Genomic DNA, 15,021 nt, shown 5'->3' with positions numbered 1-15,021 from the left:
TTTAGACCGCCCCGGTATACCGGTGGCCTGCCCTTCGCCTGCGTGCCCGCATGTCTGCCCTGTCCCTGATGCTGCCCCTGCTGCTGACCCTCGCCCCGCAGGACCCGATGCGGGTGCTCGACGGTGGCAGCCGCCAGCAGGACAGCGTGCGCCAGGCGGTGCGCCAGGGTCGCTTCGTGCCGCTGGAACAGGTAGTCGCCGATGCGCTGCGTCGCTACCCCGGCAAGCTGATCGAGGTGGAACTGGATGACGGGAAATACGAGGTCGAGATCCTCGGCCCGGATGGCGTGGTGATGGAGCTGGATTACGATGCCGCGACAGGCCGCCTGCTGAAAATGGAAAAAGACTGATGCGCGTGCTGCTTGCCGAAGATGACGCCCTGCTCGCCCGCCGGCTGCAGACGCTGCTGGAAGAGGCCGGCTATGTGGTCATCCACAGTGCGGAGGGGCGGGATGCCGAGTACCAGGGGCAGATCGAGGACATCGCCGCGGCCGTGGTCGATCTGGGCCTGCCGGGCCTGGACGGGCTGAGCGTGATCGAACGCTGGCGCCAGGCCGGGCGCGATTTCCCGGTGCTGGTGCTGACCGCCCGCGCCCGCTGGCACGACAAACTGGCCGGCTTCGATGCCGGCGCCGATGACTACCTGACCAAACCCTTCCAGCCCGAAGAACTGCTGCTGCGCCTGCGCGCCCTGATCCGCCGCAGCGCCGGCCACGCGCATCCGCGCCTGCAGTGCGGTCCGCTGGTGCTGGACGTCAACGCCGGCCGCTTCGAGCTGGACGGCGCGCCGCTGGCGCTCAGCGCGCAGGAGCACCGCATCCTCAGCTACTTCATGCATCACCCTGATACCGTGTTGAGCCGCTCGCGGCTGGGCGAGAACGTCTACGAAGACGGCTTCGATCCAGACTCCAACACGCTGGATGTGCTGATCGGCCGCATCCGCCGCAAGCTCGGCAGCGAGCTGATCCACACGCATCGCGGCCAGGGCTTCCGCCTCTCGGCAACGCCATGACCACCGGCTCGCTGCGCACCCGCCTGCTGGTGGCCGGTGGCCTGGGCCTGGTGCTGGTGTCGGCCTTGGCGACCTGGTGGCTGGGCGCGATGTTCGAGCGTTCAGCACGGACCGCGATGGATGAGCGCCTGGGCAACGATCTGATCGCGGTACTGGCACTGGCCGAAAGCGATGCCAACGGCCAGCTGCAGTGGCGCGACACGCTGGCTGACGAGCGCTACCGCCGCGTGTTCTCCGGCGACTACTGGCAGGTGCTGGACCAACAAGGCCGCCCGCTCGGGCAATCGCGCTCGCTGTGGGACGGCTCGCTGGCCGCGCCAAGCGCACCGCAGCCGGGGCCGGCCAAGGCCTTCGATGCTCCCGGCCCGCTGCAGCAATCCCTGCGCGTACTGGCCCAGCAGGTCACCCTGCCCCGCGCCGCCGCGCCGGTGATCGTGATGGTCGCCACCGACCGCAGCCCGCTGAATGCCCAGGTCGCCAGTTTCCGGCAACGCACCGCGCTCGCACTGGCCGTGCTCATCGCTGTGTGGTTCGGCGTACTGGTGACCCAGGTGCATTACGGCCTGCGGCCGCTGGCCGAGCTGGGCCGCATTGCCGGGCAGGTCCGCAACGGCGAGAACGTGCGCTTCCCGCAGCAGGGCCTGGTGAAAGAAGTCGCGCCGCTGGCTGGCCAGCTCAACGCGCTGCTCGATCATCATCAGCGCATGGTGGTACGCGCACGCCGCAGCGCCGAGGACCTCGCGCACGCGCTGAAGACGCCGCTGACCGTGCTCACCACCGAGGCCGAGGGCGACGGCAGCGACTGGCGCCAGACCCTGCGCAGCGAGACCGCGCGCATGCAGGCCAGCATCGATCGTTACCTCGCTGCAGGTCTGGGCGCCGACAGCCAGCAGCGCACGCCGGTGGCGCCGGTGGTGAGTGCGCTGTGCGGGCTGATGCAGCGCGTGCATGCCGCGCGTGGGCTGCGTTTTACGTGCGACAGTGACACCACGGGGGTATTCGCCGGTGCGCGCGAGGATCTGGAAGAGATGCTGGGCAACCTGCTCGACAATGCGGGCAAGTGGGCCAGTCACGCAGTGCGCATGGAGGTGGCACCACGGGAGGGTCAGCTGCGCATCACGGTGAGTGATGACGGTCCCGGGCTTCCCGCGGAGCAGCTGCAGCACGTGCTGGAACGCGGCGTGCGGCTGGATGAGCGCGCGGCCGGGAGTGGGCTGGGATTGTCGATCGTGGCCGACATTGCCGAGAGTTACGGTGGAACGCTGGTGCTGGCCAATGGCGCGCCGGGGTTGCAGGCGACGTTGACGTTGCCGGCAGGGTAAGAGCTGCCCTCGCTGACGGCATTGCTTGTGCCGTTGGTAGTGCCGGCCGCTGGCCGGCACTACCGGTCATGTGTAGCGGATCGGAGGCTGCACGTCATCCACGCATGGCGTGGATCTACCTGCCGGCGTGCATCCACCAACAGTCGATCGCATCCAGCACGATGTGGATGATCAGACCGATACCGAACAGCCGCGTCTTCTTCGGCACACACAACCCCGCGTAGACCGCGATCGCTGGCGCCGTGTGCAATGGATGGAAACCGATGCTGCAGCGGTTCGGGGCGTAGATCGGGTCGGCCAGCAGGTGATCCAGATCGATGATCCAGCCCAGCAGCATCAGCACCCAGGCGGACATGAAACGCCTGCGCCAGAACGTCCACGCCAGCACCGCCGGTACGGCCGCATGCAGGAACAGATGAAAGATCGCGCGGGCGCTCATGGGGTTTCCAGGTGCCTTGAAGGAACCGACGGGCCGTGCCCGACGCTACCGACGACCGGGTGAGGCCCGAAGGCCATCACCCGTCGCCACCGGCTTACGCCAGGGGCTCGTCGGACAGGTAGGTGTAGCCGGTCAGACCGGCCTCCAGTGCCTCGGCCAGTTCCTGCGCGCGCTCGGGCGAGAGCTTCGCCGCCGCCACGCGCTCGGCATAGCTGGCGCGCAGATCGGCCAGGCTGTAGCCCACGTAGTCCAGCATCACATCGGTGGTATCACCGCGGCGCTGCTGGGTGATCGCGTAGCCATCGGCATCGGCCAGCACTTCCACCGCGTCGGTATCACCGAACAGGTTGTGGATATCGCCGAGGATTTCCTGGTATGCGCCCACCATGAAGAACGCGATGCGGTAGCTCTCCCCGGACTTCAGCGCATGCAGCGGCAGCGAGGTATCCAGGCTCTCGTTCTCGACATAGGTTTTCACCATGCCGTCCGAATCGCAGGTCATGTCCGCGATGATGCCGCGGCGCTCGGGCTGCTCGTTCAAGCGCTCGATCGGCACGATCGGGAACACCTGGTCGATCGCCCACGCATCGGGAATCGATTCGAACACGCTGAAGTTGACGAAGTACTTGTCGACCAGGCGTTCGTTCAACTCGTCCAGCGCCGGGCGATGGCTCTTTTCGTCATAGCTCAGGCGGGCACGCACGGCATGGGCGATGGCGTAGAACAGATCGTCGATACGGGCGCGCTGCGGCAGGTCGATCTGGCCCAGCGCATAGCTGGACAGGCCTTCGGCATGGAAGTGCTGCGCTTCCTGGAACAGCTCCACCGCCGGGCGCTCATCGAGCTCGGCGTGGATCTCGCGCAGGTGGCGGATCGCCGCCGGCTCGTCGTCGTGCTGGTCCGGCACGCGGCCTTCCTGCGCCTCTTCCACCTCGGAGACGTTGGCGATCAGCACCGCGTGGTGCGCGGTCATCGCGCGGCCGCACTCGGTGACGATCCGCGGCGGGGTCAGGCCGTGCTCCTCGCAGGCATTGGCCAGCGGCTGCACGATGTTGCTGGCGTAGGAGTTCAGGCCGTAATTGATCGAGCAGAAGCTGCGCGAGCGGGTGCCTTCGTAATCCACGCCCAGGCCACCGCCGACGTCCACGTGGGTGATCTTCGCGCCCAGGCGCGAGAGCTCCACGAAGTAGCGGGTGGCTTCGCGCATGCCGTTGGCGATGTCGCGCACGTTGGAGATCTGCGAGCCCATATGGAAATGCAGCAGGCTCAGGCAGTCGGCGTACTCGGTATCGCGCAGCGACTTCCACAGGTCCAGCAGCTGGCGCGGCGAGAGGCCGAACTTGGCCTTGTCGCCGCCGCTGTTCTGCCACTTGCCCGCGCCCAGCGAGGCCAGGCGCATGCGCACGCCCAGGCCCGGCTTGACGTCCAGCGCCTTGGATTCCTCCAGCACCAGCTTCAGCTCGGAAGGCTTCTCGATCACGATGAAGGTCTGCAGGCCCAGCTTGCGGCCGATCAGGGCCAGGCGGATGTACTCGCGGTCCTTGTAGCCATTGCAGACGATCAGCCCGCCCGGGCGCGACAGCGCCAGCACGGCCATCAACTCGGGCTTGCTGCCCGCTTCCAGCCCGAAGCCCTCGCCGTGGTGACTGGCCAGGGTGCCGGCCACGCCACGGTGCTGGTTGACCTTGATCGGGTACACGGCGGTGTAGCCGCCCGGGTACTCCCAGTCGGTCTGCGCCTGCGCGAACGCGGCCTGCAGCTTGCCCAGGCGCTGGCCCAGGATATCCGGGAAGCGCACCAGCAGCGGCAGCTTGGCGCCGGCCTCGCGAGCGGCATCGACGATTTTCGGCAGCGATACCACCGGGCCGTCCTGGCCAGTCGGTCTCACCACCATGTGTCCTGCCTGATCCACGTCGAAGTAGCCATCCGCCCAATGCGGAATCGAGTAGGTCTTGCGGGCTTGGTCGAGGGACCAATCGGTCATTTCAGTGGGCCTGGTTGGTAAAAAAGGGGGTGCATGATAACGCCTATGTGGCGACAGCTCCGTTATCATGCGCGCCCGCGCCCGTGCTCAGGCTTGAAACCTGAACGGGCCAACCCGTCCGGACGTGGCTTGCGCCACGCGGCACCGCCGCCAGCCCGGCTCCAACACCCTTCCGAACAGGACTGCTATTCCATGACTGACAACAACAACTGGTACATCGAACACTTCGAGCGCACCGGCTCGGCCATCGGCTACCGCCTGACCGGCAAGCTGGATGAAGTGCAGTCGCCGTTCCAGAAGATCGAGATCTTCGCGACCACCGATTGGGGCAACCTGATGACCATCGACGGCGCCATCATGTTGACCAGCAAGGACAACTTCTTCTATCACGAGATGATCAGCCACCCCGTGCTGTTCACCCATGCCGCGCCCAAGCGCGTGGTGATCATCGGCGGCGGCGACTGCGGCACCCTGCGCGAAGTGCTCAAGCACGAAGGCGTGGAGAGCGTGACCCAGTGCGACATCGACGAGCAGGTCACCGTGATGGCCCGCAAGCACTTCCCGGAACTGTGCGATTCCAACGACGATCCGCGCGCCGAGCTGATGTTCGACGACGGCGTGGCCTACATGGCCAACTGCCCGGCCGGCAGCGTGGACGTGGTGATCGTGGACTCCACCGATCCGGTCGGCCCGGGCGAAGGCCTGTTCAACAAGGCCTTCTACGAGAGCTGCTTCAAGGCCCTGAAGGACGACGGCATCCTGGTGCAGCAGTCCGAATCGCCGCTGATGCAGCTGGACCTGATCAACGAAATGCGCGCCGAGATGGGCAAGGCGGGCTTTGGTTCGTTCAAGACCCTGCCGTTCCCGCAGCCGTGCTACCCGACCGGCTGGTGGAGCGTGACCCTGGCCCGCAAGGGCGAGAGCAGCTTCGATTTCCGCCAGGCCGATTCGGCTGGCAAGTCGTTCGATACGCTGTACTACACCGCCGCGCTGCACACCGGTGTGCTGGTGACCCCGCCGTTCGTGGCTTCAGCCCTTAAGGGCTGATCGAAGGCGTGCCGACCAACGGTCGGCACCTACCGGTATAGGATGCGGCAACAAAAAACCCGCGCTGGCAACAGCGCGGGTTTTTTATGCCTGGTAGTGCCGGCCGCTGGCCGGCAACCCCATCAAACCAACGGCTCAGATCGCCCAGATGCCGGCGATCACCGCCACCACCAGGCCCCACTTGATCACCTGGTAGGCGACCACGCTGCGCTCGCGCAGCGCCTTGGCCTTCAGGCGCACCTTGTAGACGCTGCCGAAGGCCTTGTTGACGCCACCGGTCGGGTCACCCGGCAGGTTCGGCGAAGCACCACCGGCCAGCAGTGTGGAGGCCACCGCGCGGTTGAACAGGCCTGGCAGGCCGAAGCGCAGCGGGCGGGCGATATCGCAGAACAGGATCACGCGGTCGTCCGGTGTTTCGTTGTGTGCGTGGTGGATGTAGGTCTCATCGAACATCATCCACTCGCCATCGCGCCAGCTCTTCCGGATGCCGTCCACTTCGATATAGCAGGCGTCGTCGTTCGGCGTGGCCAGGCCCAGGTGCAGGCGCAGCGAGCCGGCAAAGGGATCGCGGTGCGGGCGCAGTTCGCTGCCGGAGGGCAGCTGGGCGAACATCGCCGCGCGCACGTCCGGCAGCGATTCCAGCAGCGCGGTGGTCTTCGGGCACAGCGCCTTGGCCGACGGGTGCGACGGGCCATACCACTTCAGGTAGAAGCGCTTCCAGCCGCGGCGGAAGAACGAGTTGAAGCCGGCATCGTTGAAGGTGCTGGAGGCGGCGATCTTGTCCGCATCGCGCAGGGCCAGCGCTTCGTCGCGGATCATCTGCCAGTTCTGGCGCAGTGGCTCGAGCTGCGGGAATTCCTTGCCCGGGTCGAGGAACGGCGTGGTCGGCACCTTCGAGAACGCGTACATGATCACGTTGATCGGGGCCATGAAGCTGGAGTGGTCCAGCAGCTGGCGCGACCAGCGCGCGCGCACCTTGCCGCGGTAATGGATGTACAGCACGCAGGCGATGAACAGCCCTGCCAGCACGATCTTGATCATCAGTCTTCCTCCGGCATGGCCGGACCCGAAATGGTGGGGGCGATGCACGGTAGCGACCGGCATCGAAAGGGCGGCAGAAGGCGGGGACGTGCCGGAGAGGGGCGGCCGCCGATGTCGCGAGCAACAGCATATGGTCGGCAGCGCCTGCGTCGCGGTCAAGCATGGGCTGAGCGATGTTCAGCGCGGCGTGGCTCAACGGACCACCCCAGCGGAAGCCTGCGGCTGGTTGCCTGCGCTGGGAGCAGGCAGGCGCGCGGAGCCCCTGAGGTCCATCGAACGGCCTCCTGCACAGGGCGCACGGCAGCCATGCTTGCCCTGCACTCTCCAGAACTAGCAGCCAACCCGCTGATTGAAAACGAAATTCTTCCAAGCGATACAAGATTGTCCGCTTCAGCGTGACGAACTGTTCCACCCCGGGCGACGACATTTCTCCGACATCATCTGGATTCGTGTACTGGCGAGTACTAAAATTAACGAAATCTTTAGTTCCCCACAGTAAGCAGCACCGGTACGCCTGACGCATTGCGCCGACCGCCGGGTCGCACAGACCCCTATGAACACAATTGTTGCCTCGTGTGTCGATGACACCGCCCCCGCCGAGCTGCTCAAGCGCGGCGAACGCCTCCTGGAACCTGACGTCTACCGGACCTGCCTCAATGGCCAGCCCGCAGTGGTCAAGGATTACACCCGGTATCGCGGCACCCCGCTGTCGCCGATCGCGCGCCTGCTGGTCCGCCGCGAAGCGCGCATCCTGCAGCGCCTGAGCGGCTGGAAGCACGCCCCGGCCCTGCTCGGCACCATCGGTGGCCTCGCGCTGGGCATGGAGTTCATTCCCGGCCAGACCCTGAGCGCGGCCCAGTCGGTCGGCATCGAGGTCTTCGAGCAGCTGCAGTACGCGCTCACCCGCCTGCATGCCGCCGGCATCACCCACAACGATCTGCATGGCACCAACGTGATGGTCAGCGGGGGCGTGCCGGTGCTGGTGGACTTCACCTCGGCCTGGCGCAGCCCGCGCTGGCTGCCGGTGCACCCGGTCTCGCGCCAGCTGCGCCGCAGCGACATGAAGAACCTGCTGAAGATGCGCCAGCGCCTGACCGGCGAGCGCCCCAGCGCTTCCGAGGCGGCCCAGGTGGCCGACCCGCGCTGGGTGGCCGGCGTGCGCGTGGCCTGGAAGCGCTTCTACCGCTGGTTCAAGGGCCACGCCTGATCGCGGGTGCTCTCGGGAAAGCCGGCGCGCGTTACAGCGCGTCGGCGTCCAGCTCACCGGTGCGGATGCGCACCACGGTGCCCAGGTCGTACACGAAGACCTTGCCGTCACCGATCTTGCCGGTGCCGGCGGCTTTGACGATGGCTTCCACCACCTCCTCGACCTGGTTGTCGACGACGGCCACTTCGATCTTCACCTTGGGCAGGAAATCGACCACATACTCCGCCCCGCGGTAGAGCTCGGTGTGGCCCTTCTGCCGCCCGAAGCCCTTGACCTCGGTGACCGTGATCCCGGTGACGCCGCGCTCGGCCAGCGCTTCGCGCACGTCGTCGAGCTTGAACGGCTTGACCACCGCCATGACCATCTTCATCCGTCTGCACTCCTGTGTTCCAGGCTGCGAGGATAACGCCTGTCCGCCGGTGAACGCGATGCGCGCAGTCCGTGCCGCCGGCAGCGTGGCGGCTTATCCTTGGCACATACCCCGCGGAGCCGCAGCATGATCGACCTCAACCACCTCGATGACCTCGCCCGTCGCCTGAGCGATATGGTCCCCCCGGGCCTGCGCCAGTCGCGCGAAGAACTGCAGGCTACTTTCAAGACCGCGCTGCAGGCCGGGCTGGGCAAGCTGGACCTGGTGACCCGCGAGGAGTTCGACGTGCAGCGTGCCGTGCTGCTGCGCACCCGCGAGAAGCTGGAGGCGCTGGAGAAGGTGGTGTCCGAGCTGGAAGCGCGTGGGGCCGCTGCGCCTCGCGAGTGAGGCAACGCCAGGATCTGCGGAGGCAGCAGCGGCTGCCCTCCATCCACGATGCGACAAGGACGTCCGAATGAGTGAACAAGGTTCCCAGATGCTGGCTATCGCCGGTGCCAGCCTCGCGGCGGTGATCGCCGCACTGTGCCTGATGCGGTTGATGCGCATTGACGGTGTGCGCTCGCGCAACGCCTACCGCATCGCGTTCTCCGGGTTGGCCGCCCTGCTCGCACCGACATTGATTGTCGCAGGCCATGGTGTTCTGCCTGCTCCATTCATCGCCTGCATACCTGTCCTGGCGTTCAACCTGACCTCCATCAGCGAACTGGAGCTGGGTGCGCTCGGCCTGCTCGCCATCGGCGCAGGCAAAGGTACCGGGGAGATGTGGGTCTTCACCCTGCCGACTCTGCTGGTGTTCGCGCTGATGATGGTCTTGCCTTGGTCGCGCGCAAAGCCGCGTCGCAGCGGCGCAGGCGAGTAACGCGCAGGATTACACGTCCTGCAGGACGAACCGCTCGATCGCCAACGCCACGCCATCTTCGGCGTTGCTCGCCGTCTCGAAGCGCGCCGTCTGCTTCACCGCCTGGATCGCGTTGCCCATGGCGACGCTGGTCCCGGCGAACTGCAGCATGGTCAGGTCGTTCTCCTGGTCGCCCACGGCCATCACGTTGGCGCGGTCCACGCCGAGGTGCGCGGCCAGCTTCTCCAGGCTCGGGCCCTTGCCGGCGCGGTGATCGAACACTTCCAGGAAGAACGGCGCGCTCTTGAGCACCGCGAAACGGTCGGTCAGTTCCGACGGCAGGCGCTGGATGGCGGCATCCAGTACCTCCGGCTCGTCGATCATCATCAGTTTGATGAACTGCATCGCCGGGTCCATGTCCGCCACCCGGCGATACGACAGCGGCACGTTCGACAGGTGCGAATCGGCCACCGTATACAGGCTGATGTCCTGGTTGGGCGTATACATGCGCCGGCCATCAAGCGCCTGGAAATGGATGCCCAGCTCGCGCGAGATCCGCTCGCAGAACACGAAGTCCTCAAAGCTCAGCGGAAACTCGATGACGCGCTGGCCGCTGCCGATGTTCTGCACCACCGCGCCATTGCAGGCGATGCAGTAGTCCTGCTCGCTCGCGATCCCCAACTGCTGCAGGAACGGTTCCATCCCCGACACCGGGCGGCCACTGGCCAGCACCACTTGGACGCCCTGCGCGCGGGCGCGCGCGATGGCGTGCATGACCCGGGGCGTGCGCGTGTGGGACGGATCGAGCAGGGTCCCGTCCATATCGATGGCGACCAGTTCGATGGGACCGGAGCGGTGGTGCATATCCATGGTGTTCGACGGCGTGGAGCGTGGGGGCATCCAGTCTAGCGGCACTACCGGACACGGTGGCGGCGATTGCCTACCCCACGGCGCGGCAAGTGCTGATGGATCGGGTGCTCCGTGTGCTGCCACTGTGCACGGCATGCCGCAGACCCTGGAAACAACTGCATGAGCCTTGCGCTGGTGCACAGCCGTGCCCGCGCCGGCGTCAAAGCGCCGGCCGTACGGATCGAGGTATTCCTGTCCGGCGGATTGCCGCATACCCAGATCGTGGGGCTGCCTGCCGCCGCCGTGCGGGAATCGCGCGACCGCGTGCGAGCCGCCCTGATCTGCGCACGGTTCGAGTTTCCACAGCGGCGCATCACCATCAACCTGGCCCCGGCCGATCTGCCCAAGGAGGGCGGGCGATTTGACCTGGCTATCGCGCTGGGCATCCTCGCCGCCAGTGGCCAGATCGATGCGCAGTCCTTGGACCCGTACGAGTTCCTCGGCGAACTGGCCCTGACCGGCGAACTGCGCGGTGTCGACGGCGTCCTCCCTGCGGCGATCGCTGCCGCCCGGGACGGCCGCAGCCTCATCGTGGCCGCCGCGAACAGCGAAGAGGCCGCACTGGCCCAGCATGCCGACGTACGCATCGCCCGCACCCTGCTGGAGGTCTGCAGCGCCCTTGAGAGCGGCACGCTGCCTCCGGCCGTGGCGGCTGACCCACAGCCGGTGAGCATTCCCGACCTGCGCGACGTGCGCGGCCAACTGCAGGCGCGGCGAGCGCTGGAGGTCGCGGCGGCCGGCGGGCATCACCTGTTGTTGCTTGGCACCCCCGGTTGCGGCAAGACCCTGCTGGCCTCTCGACTGCCCAGCATCCTTCCAGCGGCCAGCGAGCTTGAGGCACTGGAAGCGGCCACTATTGCGTCGTGCAGTGGCCAAGGCATTGATGCGGGGCGCTGGAGAGAGCGGCCCTACCGAGCGCCACACCACACCGCCAGCGCGGTCGCGCTGATTGGCGGTGGGTCGCATCCGCGCCCTGGCGAGATTTCGCTGGCGCACAACGGCGTGCTGTTTCTGGACGAGCTGCCCGAGTGGAGCCGGCATGCGCTGGAGGTCATGCGCGAGCCGATCGAATCCGGGGTTGCCGTGGTCAGCCGCGCTGCGCGTACCGAGCGTTTTCCTGCGCGGTTTCAGCTCGTTGCGGCGATGAACCCCTGCCCCTGTGGCTGGGCCGGGGATCGCAGCGGGCGCTGTCTCTGCAGCGAGGAGGTCATCCGTCGCTACCGCGGGCGTGTCTCCGGGCCGTTGATGGATCGCATCGATCTGCATGTGGAAGTCCCTCGACTGGACCCGCGCGAGCTGCGGGATGACGCGCCGCTGGGCGAGGACAGTGCGAGTGTCCGCGCCCGTGTTGTCGCCGCGCGGGAGGTGCAGCTGTTACGCAGTGGGAAGGCGAATGCACAGCTGCTGCCGTTCGAGCTGAGCGAGCATTGCCGGTTGTCGCCGGAGGATCAGCAGCTGCTGGAGGATGCGGTGGAGCGGTTGCAGCTGTCGGCGCGCTCGATGCATCGCATTCTGCGGGTGGCGCGGACGTTGGCGGATCTGGGGCATGCGGAGGAGATCAAGACCGCGCATGTGGCGGAGGCGATCGGGTATCGGCAGTTGGATCGGGGTGGAGGAACATGAGAATTCATCGAATCCCGACTAACAAGCACCCTGATATCGCGTGAGAGCGCATACATCATGCGTGAATTGATGTTGCAGCACAAAATCTCAATAGACCGAAGCACAACCAACTCGCGCACCCAGGGGCGCCATCCACCAGGTACTCAGACTACCAATCGAAGCGCCCAAACGCGCATACTTTCAGTCCCGGCTGATGCCCCGGCAATTCACGAGCATCATTCCTATGACTGCGCCAGCTGCGTGCTCTCAAGATAAGTTACAAGCTTGAGACGAGAGTGTGCAGGAAGACAACGCATTGCCAGCAGCAGGCGCTCTTCCAGATAATCTCTTGCTACGTACTCAGGCACGTCAGCTGGACAGTTGAGCTCGGCCACGGGCGAACGAAATTCATGCACTCCAGTGACTAGCCAATCGATCGAAACCCTGGCAATGCTCGATATCAAGACCAACTTATCAAGAGAAGGTCTAGAACCACCCGATCGCTCCCACTGAGCCACCGCCGAGCGGTGCACACCCAACTCTTTTGCAAACCTGGATTGGGACATTCCAGCGCGGATTCTCGTGCGACGAACTCTATCCGACATCATACCAACGCCCCCAAAACTTGAATATGGACACTAGCATCATAATCAAACGTAGCAACCTTCAGAGACCGAATAACCAATAATGAGGTATCGGTTACAAATCCAGGTCCGAATCAACCTGCATTGCACTTGTAGTGACCCACTCAGCAACCCATGTAAATCCCTGCTCTTGCAGGATATCACTCACACCATGTGAGCGAACCTGACCGACTCCGCACCTGCAAGCCACTTGCCTTTACTTCGCCATCTCGCCTATAAGAAATTGCCGCTCGCGGCTGACCCTCGGGCGGCGAAATCACAATCCATAACTGCTGCGATTCGCATATTCTTTTCATTAAATAGGATATATCAATGAACCATGCAAGCATCGGCCAGATCCCAGCTTTGGCATTCGACGTTGGAATTAACAGCTGTCCGCAACTAGAGAGTGTGCTCGAGCCAGTAACGCTTGTAACAGCAATCATCATCGCAGTTCTCTAAGTGCCCCGTGCAGAAAGGAGTGAGAAATGATCACTGTGAATAATCTACCCGCGCTTGCTTACGATGTTGCAGTGTGTGGTGGCAGTGGGCTAGATGAAGCCGCGGGCCCCGCATGTTTCGTACTGGGTGTCGTTGCGGGCGTGTTTATCAACGAGCGAATCCACTGATACAGAGCCAAGGCAGGTGGACGCCTGTCTTGGCTATCAGCAGGCGGAAGATCGATCATGAGAAATCCAACACGAATTATTGAAATCTGCGATGACACTGAGCACCAACGGTCGTTCCTCAAACTATCGAGCCGCGAGTTGAGATTGGATGGGCGCGTTGAATCTCTAGGGATAGCTAAGGCCCTATCGAATGTATCAAGTAAAATATCAAAGAATGATGGGGGAGAGTCAGTAGAACATCTATTGCGCGAAGCCGCAGACGCCATAGGCGAGGACGATGTGGCAGAACTTCTTGGTGAAGAACTCAATAGATTCTCAAGCTCTCTTCTGTATGCCGTTCCGGCACGAACAGTAGATAGCGACATATTTAGCGGTCTTGTTCTGTTTGACGATAACGTGCTCCGAGTCTCTCTTGTTGCGGCAGGGCCGATGGCTCACCGAATCAAAATTCACCGTCGAAACAGTCTTGGCAAACAGCTTGGCGTCACCATCCAAGGAACTGACTCTCTTGTCAGCTTCATTAGATCGGGAGATGCGAAGCTGAGCCTTTGGTCAGCAGAGCCCTTCCTGCATAACGACGAGCTGTGCGGTAGAAGAATGAAGCGCCTTCCTGACAAGCACATCGCAGATGGCGAAGCAATATTCTTAGAAGGCGGTTCGAAAGGAATGTCAATCGCGAGCTGTTCATCACCGATTCTTTTCGTAATTGTGACACGCAACACCCCTCGATCTCCAGTGAATGCGCACTATGAGTTAGAAGGCGAGCTGCACTCCTGCACTGCATCAGAAATGAAATCCTCACGAATTCAAATTCTTGCCACTTTGGTTCGCGAACTGAAATGTGAAGATGGCATCGATGCGTTAGCGCAGCTGCTGTCGCACCCGGATCACTTTGTACGGTGGCAGTTATTGCGGGAGATAACAGCACTATGCATCGACGCAGCGCTGCCGCATCTCCTTCGCGCCGCGAAAACGGATCCGCATGTACAGGTCCGCAATGCAGCTAAGCTGACGATCGAAATGATTGGCGAGGAGTACGGCAATGCCACTTAATCTGAATTGCCAGGATACAGATTCGATCGAGCTCGATGAGCTTGTCGAATTCCTATTTGATAACAACATTCAGCCGATGGATCAAGCCTCGCTTGCGGCAGCGGCACCAATGCTTCGAAAGCTGTCAAATAACCGGAGCTTTCTTGCAGAGAGGGCATGTGAGGAGCTAAAAGACTTCCGCAACCTACAAACCGCCAACACATATTCCGCTCAAGTATTCATGCTCTATCTCCCGCAACGTAGAGGTCAAGCATTTTTTATTCGCGCGTGCTTCTGGCCATCGAACGCGGACCAGGTTGTCAAGACAAGCGGCACGGATCCATTCTTCTATCATAAACCGCATGATCACAACTTCAATTTCCTGACCGTCGGCTACCATGGACCCGGCTACTGCAGTGATTACTATGAATATGATTACGATAGCTGTGACGGGGTCTGCGGCGCGAACGTTTCTCTAAATTTCATCGAGCAGTCTTGCCTGTCAAAAGGAAAAGTTCTCCTCTATCGCGCATTTACAGATATCCACAATCAACTTCCCGCCGACTCCTTTTCCGTATCATTAAACATCATGGAAAACTCAATCAGAGCCTCGATGATGGATCAATACGCGTTCGATCTTAAAACCGGTCAAATATCAGGGCTTATCAACAGATCGTCAGCGGTCTCGATCTTTAGCACGGTAGCGGCGCTTGGACGGGGAGAGCAACTGGAGGTTCTAAGGTCGATTGCGAAAAGGCACGAAATAGATAGAGTGCGCCTGTCCGCCTTGGATGCATTAGCAAATGCGGCCAAAAGTCCCGAAGACGCTCTCGATGTCTGGTCTGTCATTGGCGAGGCGGATCCAGCTTTTCTCCGCGGTTGGCGAAGGGTAAGAACCACTGAGATAGAATCGTTGTCCAAGCGGATTGCATGAGGGACTTTGTTTGCTAAAACTTGAGCTAGTTC

Annotated in this window: 16 protein-coding genes; 10 read left to right on the top strand and 6 right to left on the bottom strand. The window is 63.2% G+C overall.

From position 1 onward, the window contains the following. Positions 1 to 50 precede the first annotated feature (50 nt). From ACW6W5_RS00970 to ACW6W5_RS00960, 3 genes are read left to right on the top strand one after another with little or no spacing between them, the layout of a single operon-like run. Positions 51 to 350: a PepSY domain-containing protein gene (locus ACW6W5_RS00970; protein WP_121040682.1), complete on the top strand. Its 300-nt coding sequence runs from the start codon at positions 51 to 53 to the stop codon at positions 348 to 350. Continuing rightward, the gene (locus ACW6W5_RS00965) at positions 350 to 1,012 is read left to right on the top strand and encodes a response regulator transcription factor (RefSeq protein WP_152150874.1); all 663 of its coding nucleotides are present in this window, start codon (positions 350 to 352) and stop codon (positions 1,010 to 1,012) included. Before ACW6W5_RS00970 ends, ACW6W5_RS00965 begins: the two co-directional genes overlap by 1 nt. Continuing rightward, complete coding sequence (locus ACW6W5_RS00960; protein ID WP_152150872.1) at positions 1,009 to 2,334, top strand: sensor histidine kinase; 1,326 nt, start codon at positions 1,009 to 1,011, stop codon at positions 2,332 to 2,334. The genes ACW6W5_RS00965 and ACW6W5_RS00960 overlap by 4 nt, the downstream gene beginning before the upstream one ends. Before the next feature lie 115 nt (positions 2,335 to 2,449). Here the strand turns inward: ACW6W5_RS00960 and ACW6W5_RS00955 are convergent, their stop codons facing one another. Next, positions 2,450 to 2,773, bottom strand: coding sequence for a DUF6122 family protein (locus ACW6W5_RS00955; protein ID WP_152150870.1), 324 nt, complete (start codon positions 2,771 to 2,773; stop codon positions 2,450 to 2,452). Positions 2,774 to 2,867: 94 nt separating this feature from the next. Beyond that, positions 2,868 to 4,757 (bottom strand): arginine decarboxylase, encoded by a 1,890-nt coding sequence (gene speA / locus ACW6W5_RS00950; protein WP_152150868.1) that lies wholly within the window; start codon positions 4,755 to 4,757, stop codon positions 2,868 to 2,870. Positions 4,758 to 4,949: 192 nt separating this feature from the next. Here speA and speE point away from each other — a divergent pair, with 192 nt between their 5' ends. Further along, positions 4,950 to 5,804 (top strand): polyamine aminopropyltransferase, encoded by an 855-nt coding sequence (gene speE / locus ACW6W5_RS00945; protein WP_152150866.1) that lies wholly within the window; start codon positions 4,950 to 4,952, stop codon positions 5,802 to 5,804. Between the two features lie 135 nt (positions 5,805 to 5,939). Here the strand turns inward: speE and ACW6W5_RS00940 are convergent, their stop codons facing one another. Beyond that, positions 5,940 to 6,845, bottom strand: coding sequence for an aspartyl/asparaginyl beta-hydroxylase domain-containing protein (locus ACW6W5_RS00940; protein WP_176987925.1), 906 nt, complete (start codon positions 6,843 to 6,845; stop codon positions 5,940 to 5,942). A gap of 553 nt (positions 6,846 to 7,398) precedes the next feature. Between ACW6W5_RS00940 and ACW6W5_RS00935 the strand changes: the two genes are divergently transcribed. After that, positions 7,399 to 8,052 (top strand): RIO1 family regulatory kinase/ATPase domain-containing protein, encoded by a 654-nt coding sequence (locus ACW6W5_RS00935; RefSeq protein ID WP_070426140.1) that lies wholly within the window; start codon positions 7,399 to 7,401, stop codon positions 8,050 to 8,052. A 31-nt stretch (positions 8,053 to 8,083) separates the two neighbouring features. Here the strand turns inward: ACW6W5_RS00935 and ACW6W5_RS00930 are convergent, their stop codons facing one another. Further along, a complete protein-coding gene (locus ACW6W5_RS00930) occupies positions 8,084 to 8,422 on the bottom strand; it encodes a P-II family nitrogen regulator (protein WP_123729924.1) in 339 nt (112 codons plus the stop codon). Positions 8,423 to 8,548: 126 nt separating this feature from the next. Between ACW6W5_RS00930 and ubiK the strand changes: the two genes are divergently transcribed. Next, positions 8,549 to 8,809: a ubiquinone biosynthesis accessory factor UbiK gene (ubiK, locus tag ACW6W5_RS00925; protein ID WP_152150865.1), complete on the top strand. Its 261-nt coding sequence runs from the start codon at positions 8,549 to 8,551 to the stop codon at positions 8,807 to 8,809. An 88-nt stretch (positions 8,810 to 8,897) separates the two neighbouring features. Further along, on the top strand, positions 8,898 to 9,281 hold the full coding sequence (locus ACW6W5_RS00920; protein ID WP_152150864.1) for a hypothetical protein: 384 nt from the start codon (positions 8,898 to 8,900) through the stop codon (positions 9,279 to 9,281). 9 nt (positions 9,282 to 9,290) lie between these two features. Here the strand turns inward: ACW6W5_RS00920 and yidA are convergent, their stop codons facing one another. Next, positions 9,291 to 10,130, bottom strand: coding sequence for a sugar-phosphatase (yidA, locus tag ACW6W5_RS00915; RefSeq protein ID WP_152150863.1), 840 nt, complete (start codon positions 10,128 to 10,130; stop codon positions 9,291 to 9,293). Between the two features lie 159 nt (positions 10,131 to 10,289). Here yidA and ACW6W5_RS00910 point away from each other — a divergent pair, with 159 nt between their 5' ends. Continuing rightward, complete coding sequence (locus ACW6W5_RS00910) at positions 10,290 to 11,792, top strand: YifB family Mg chelatase-like AAA ATPase (protein ID WP_152150862.1); 1,503 nt, start codon at positions 10,290 to 10,292, stop codon at positions 11,790 to 11,792. 221 nt (positions 11,793 to 12,013) lie between these two features. Here the strand turns inward: ACW6W5_RS00910 and ACW6W5_RS00905 are convergent, their stop codons facing one another. Beyond that, a complete protein-coding gene (locus tag ACW6W5_RS00905) occupies positions 12,014 to 12,376 on the bottom strand; it encodes a helix-turn-helix domain-containing protein (protein WP_226956563.1) in 363 nt (120 codons plus the stop codon). Between the two features lie 704 nt (positions 12,377 to 13,080). On the opposite strand from ACW6W5_RS00905, the gene ACW6W5_RS00900 reads away from it, so the two are divergent. Together ACW6W5_RS00900 and ACW6W5_RS00895 are read left to right on the top strand one after the other, a co-directional pair. Beyond that, positions 13,081 to 14,076, top strand: coding sequence for a HEAT repeat domain-containing protein (locus tag ACW6W5_RS00900; RefSeq protein ID WP_152150860.1), 996 nt, complete (start codon positions 13,081 to 13,083; stop codon positions 14,074 to 14,076). Then, positions 14,066 to 14,989, top strand: a complete 924-nt coding sequence (locus ACW6W5_RS00895) for a transposase (RefSeq protein ID WP_152150859.1) — start codon at positions 14,066 to 14,068, stop codon at positions 14,987 to 14,989. Before ACW6W5_RS00900 ends, ACW6W5_RS00895 begins: the two co-directional genes overlap by 11 nt. Positions 14,990 to 15,021: the final 32 nt, after the last annotated feature.

Source organism: Stenotrophomonas sp. IS26 (genome assembly GCF_054188265.1).
This window is presented reverse-complemented; position numbering and strand designations above follow the sequence as displayed.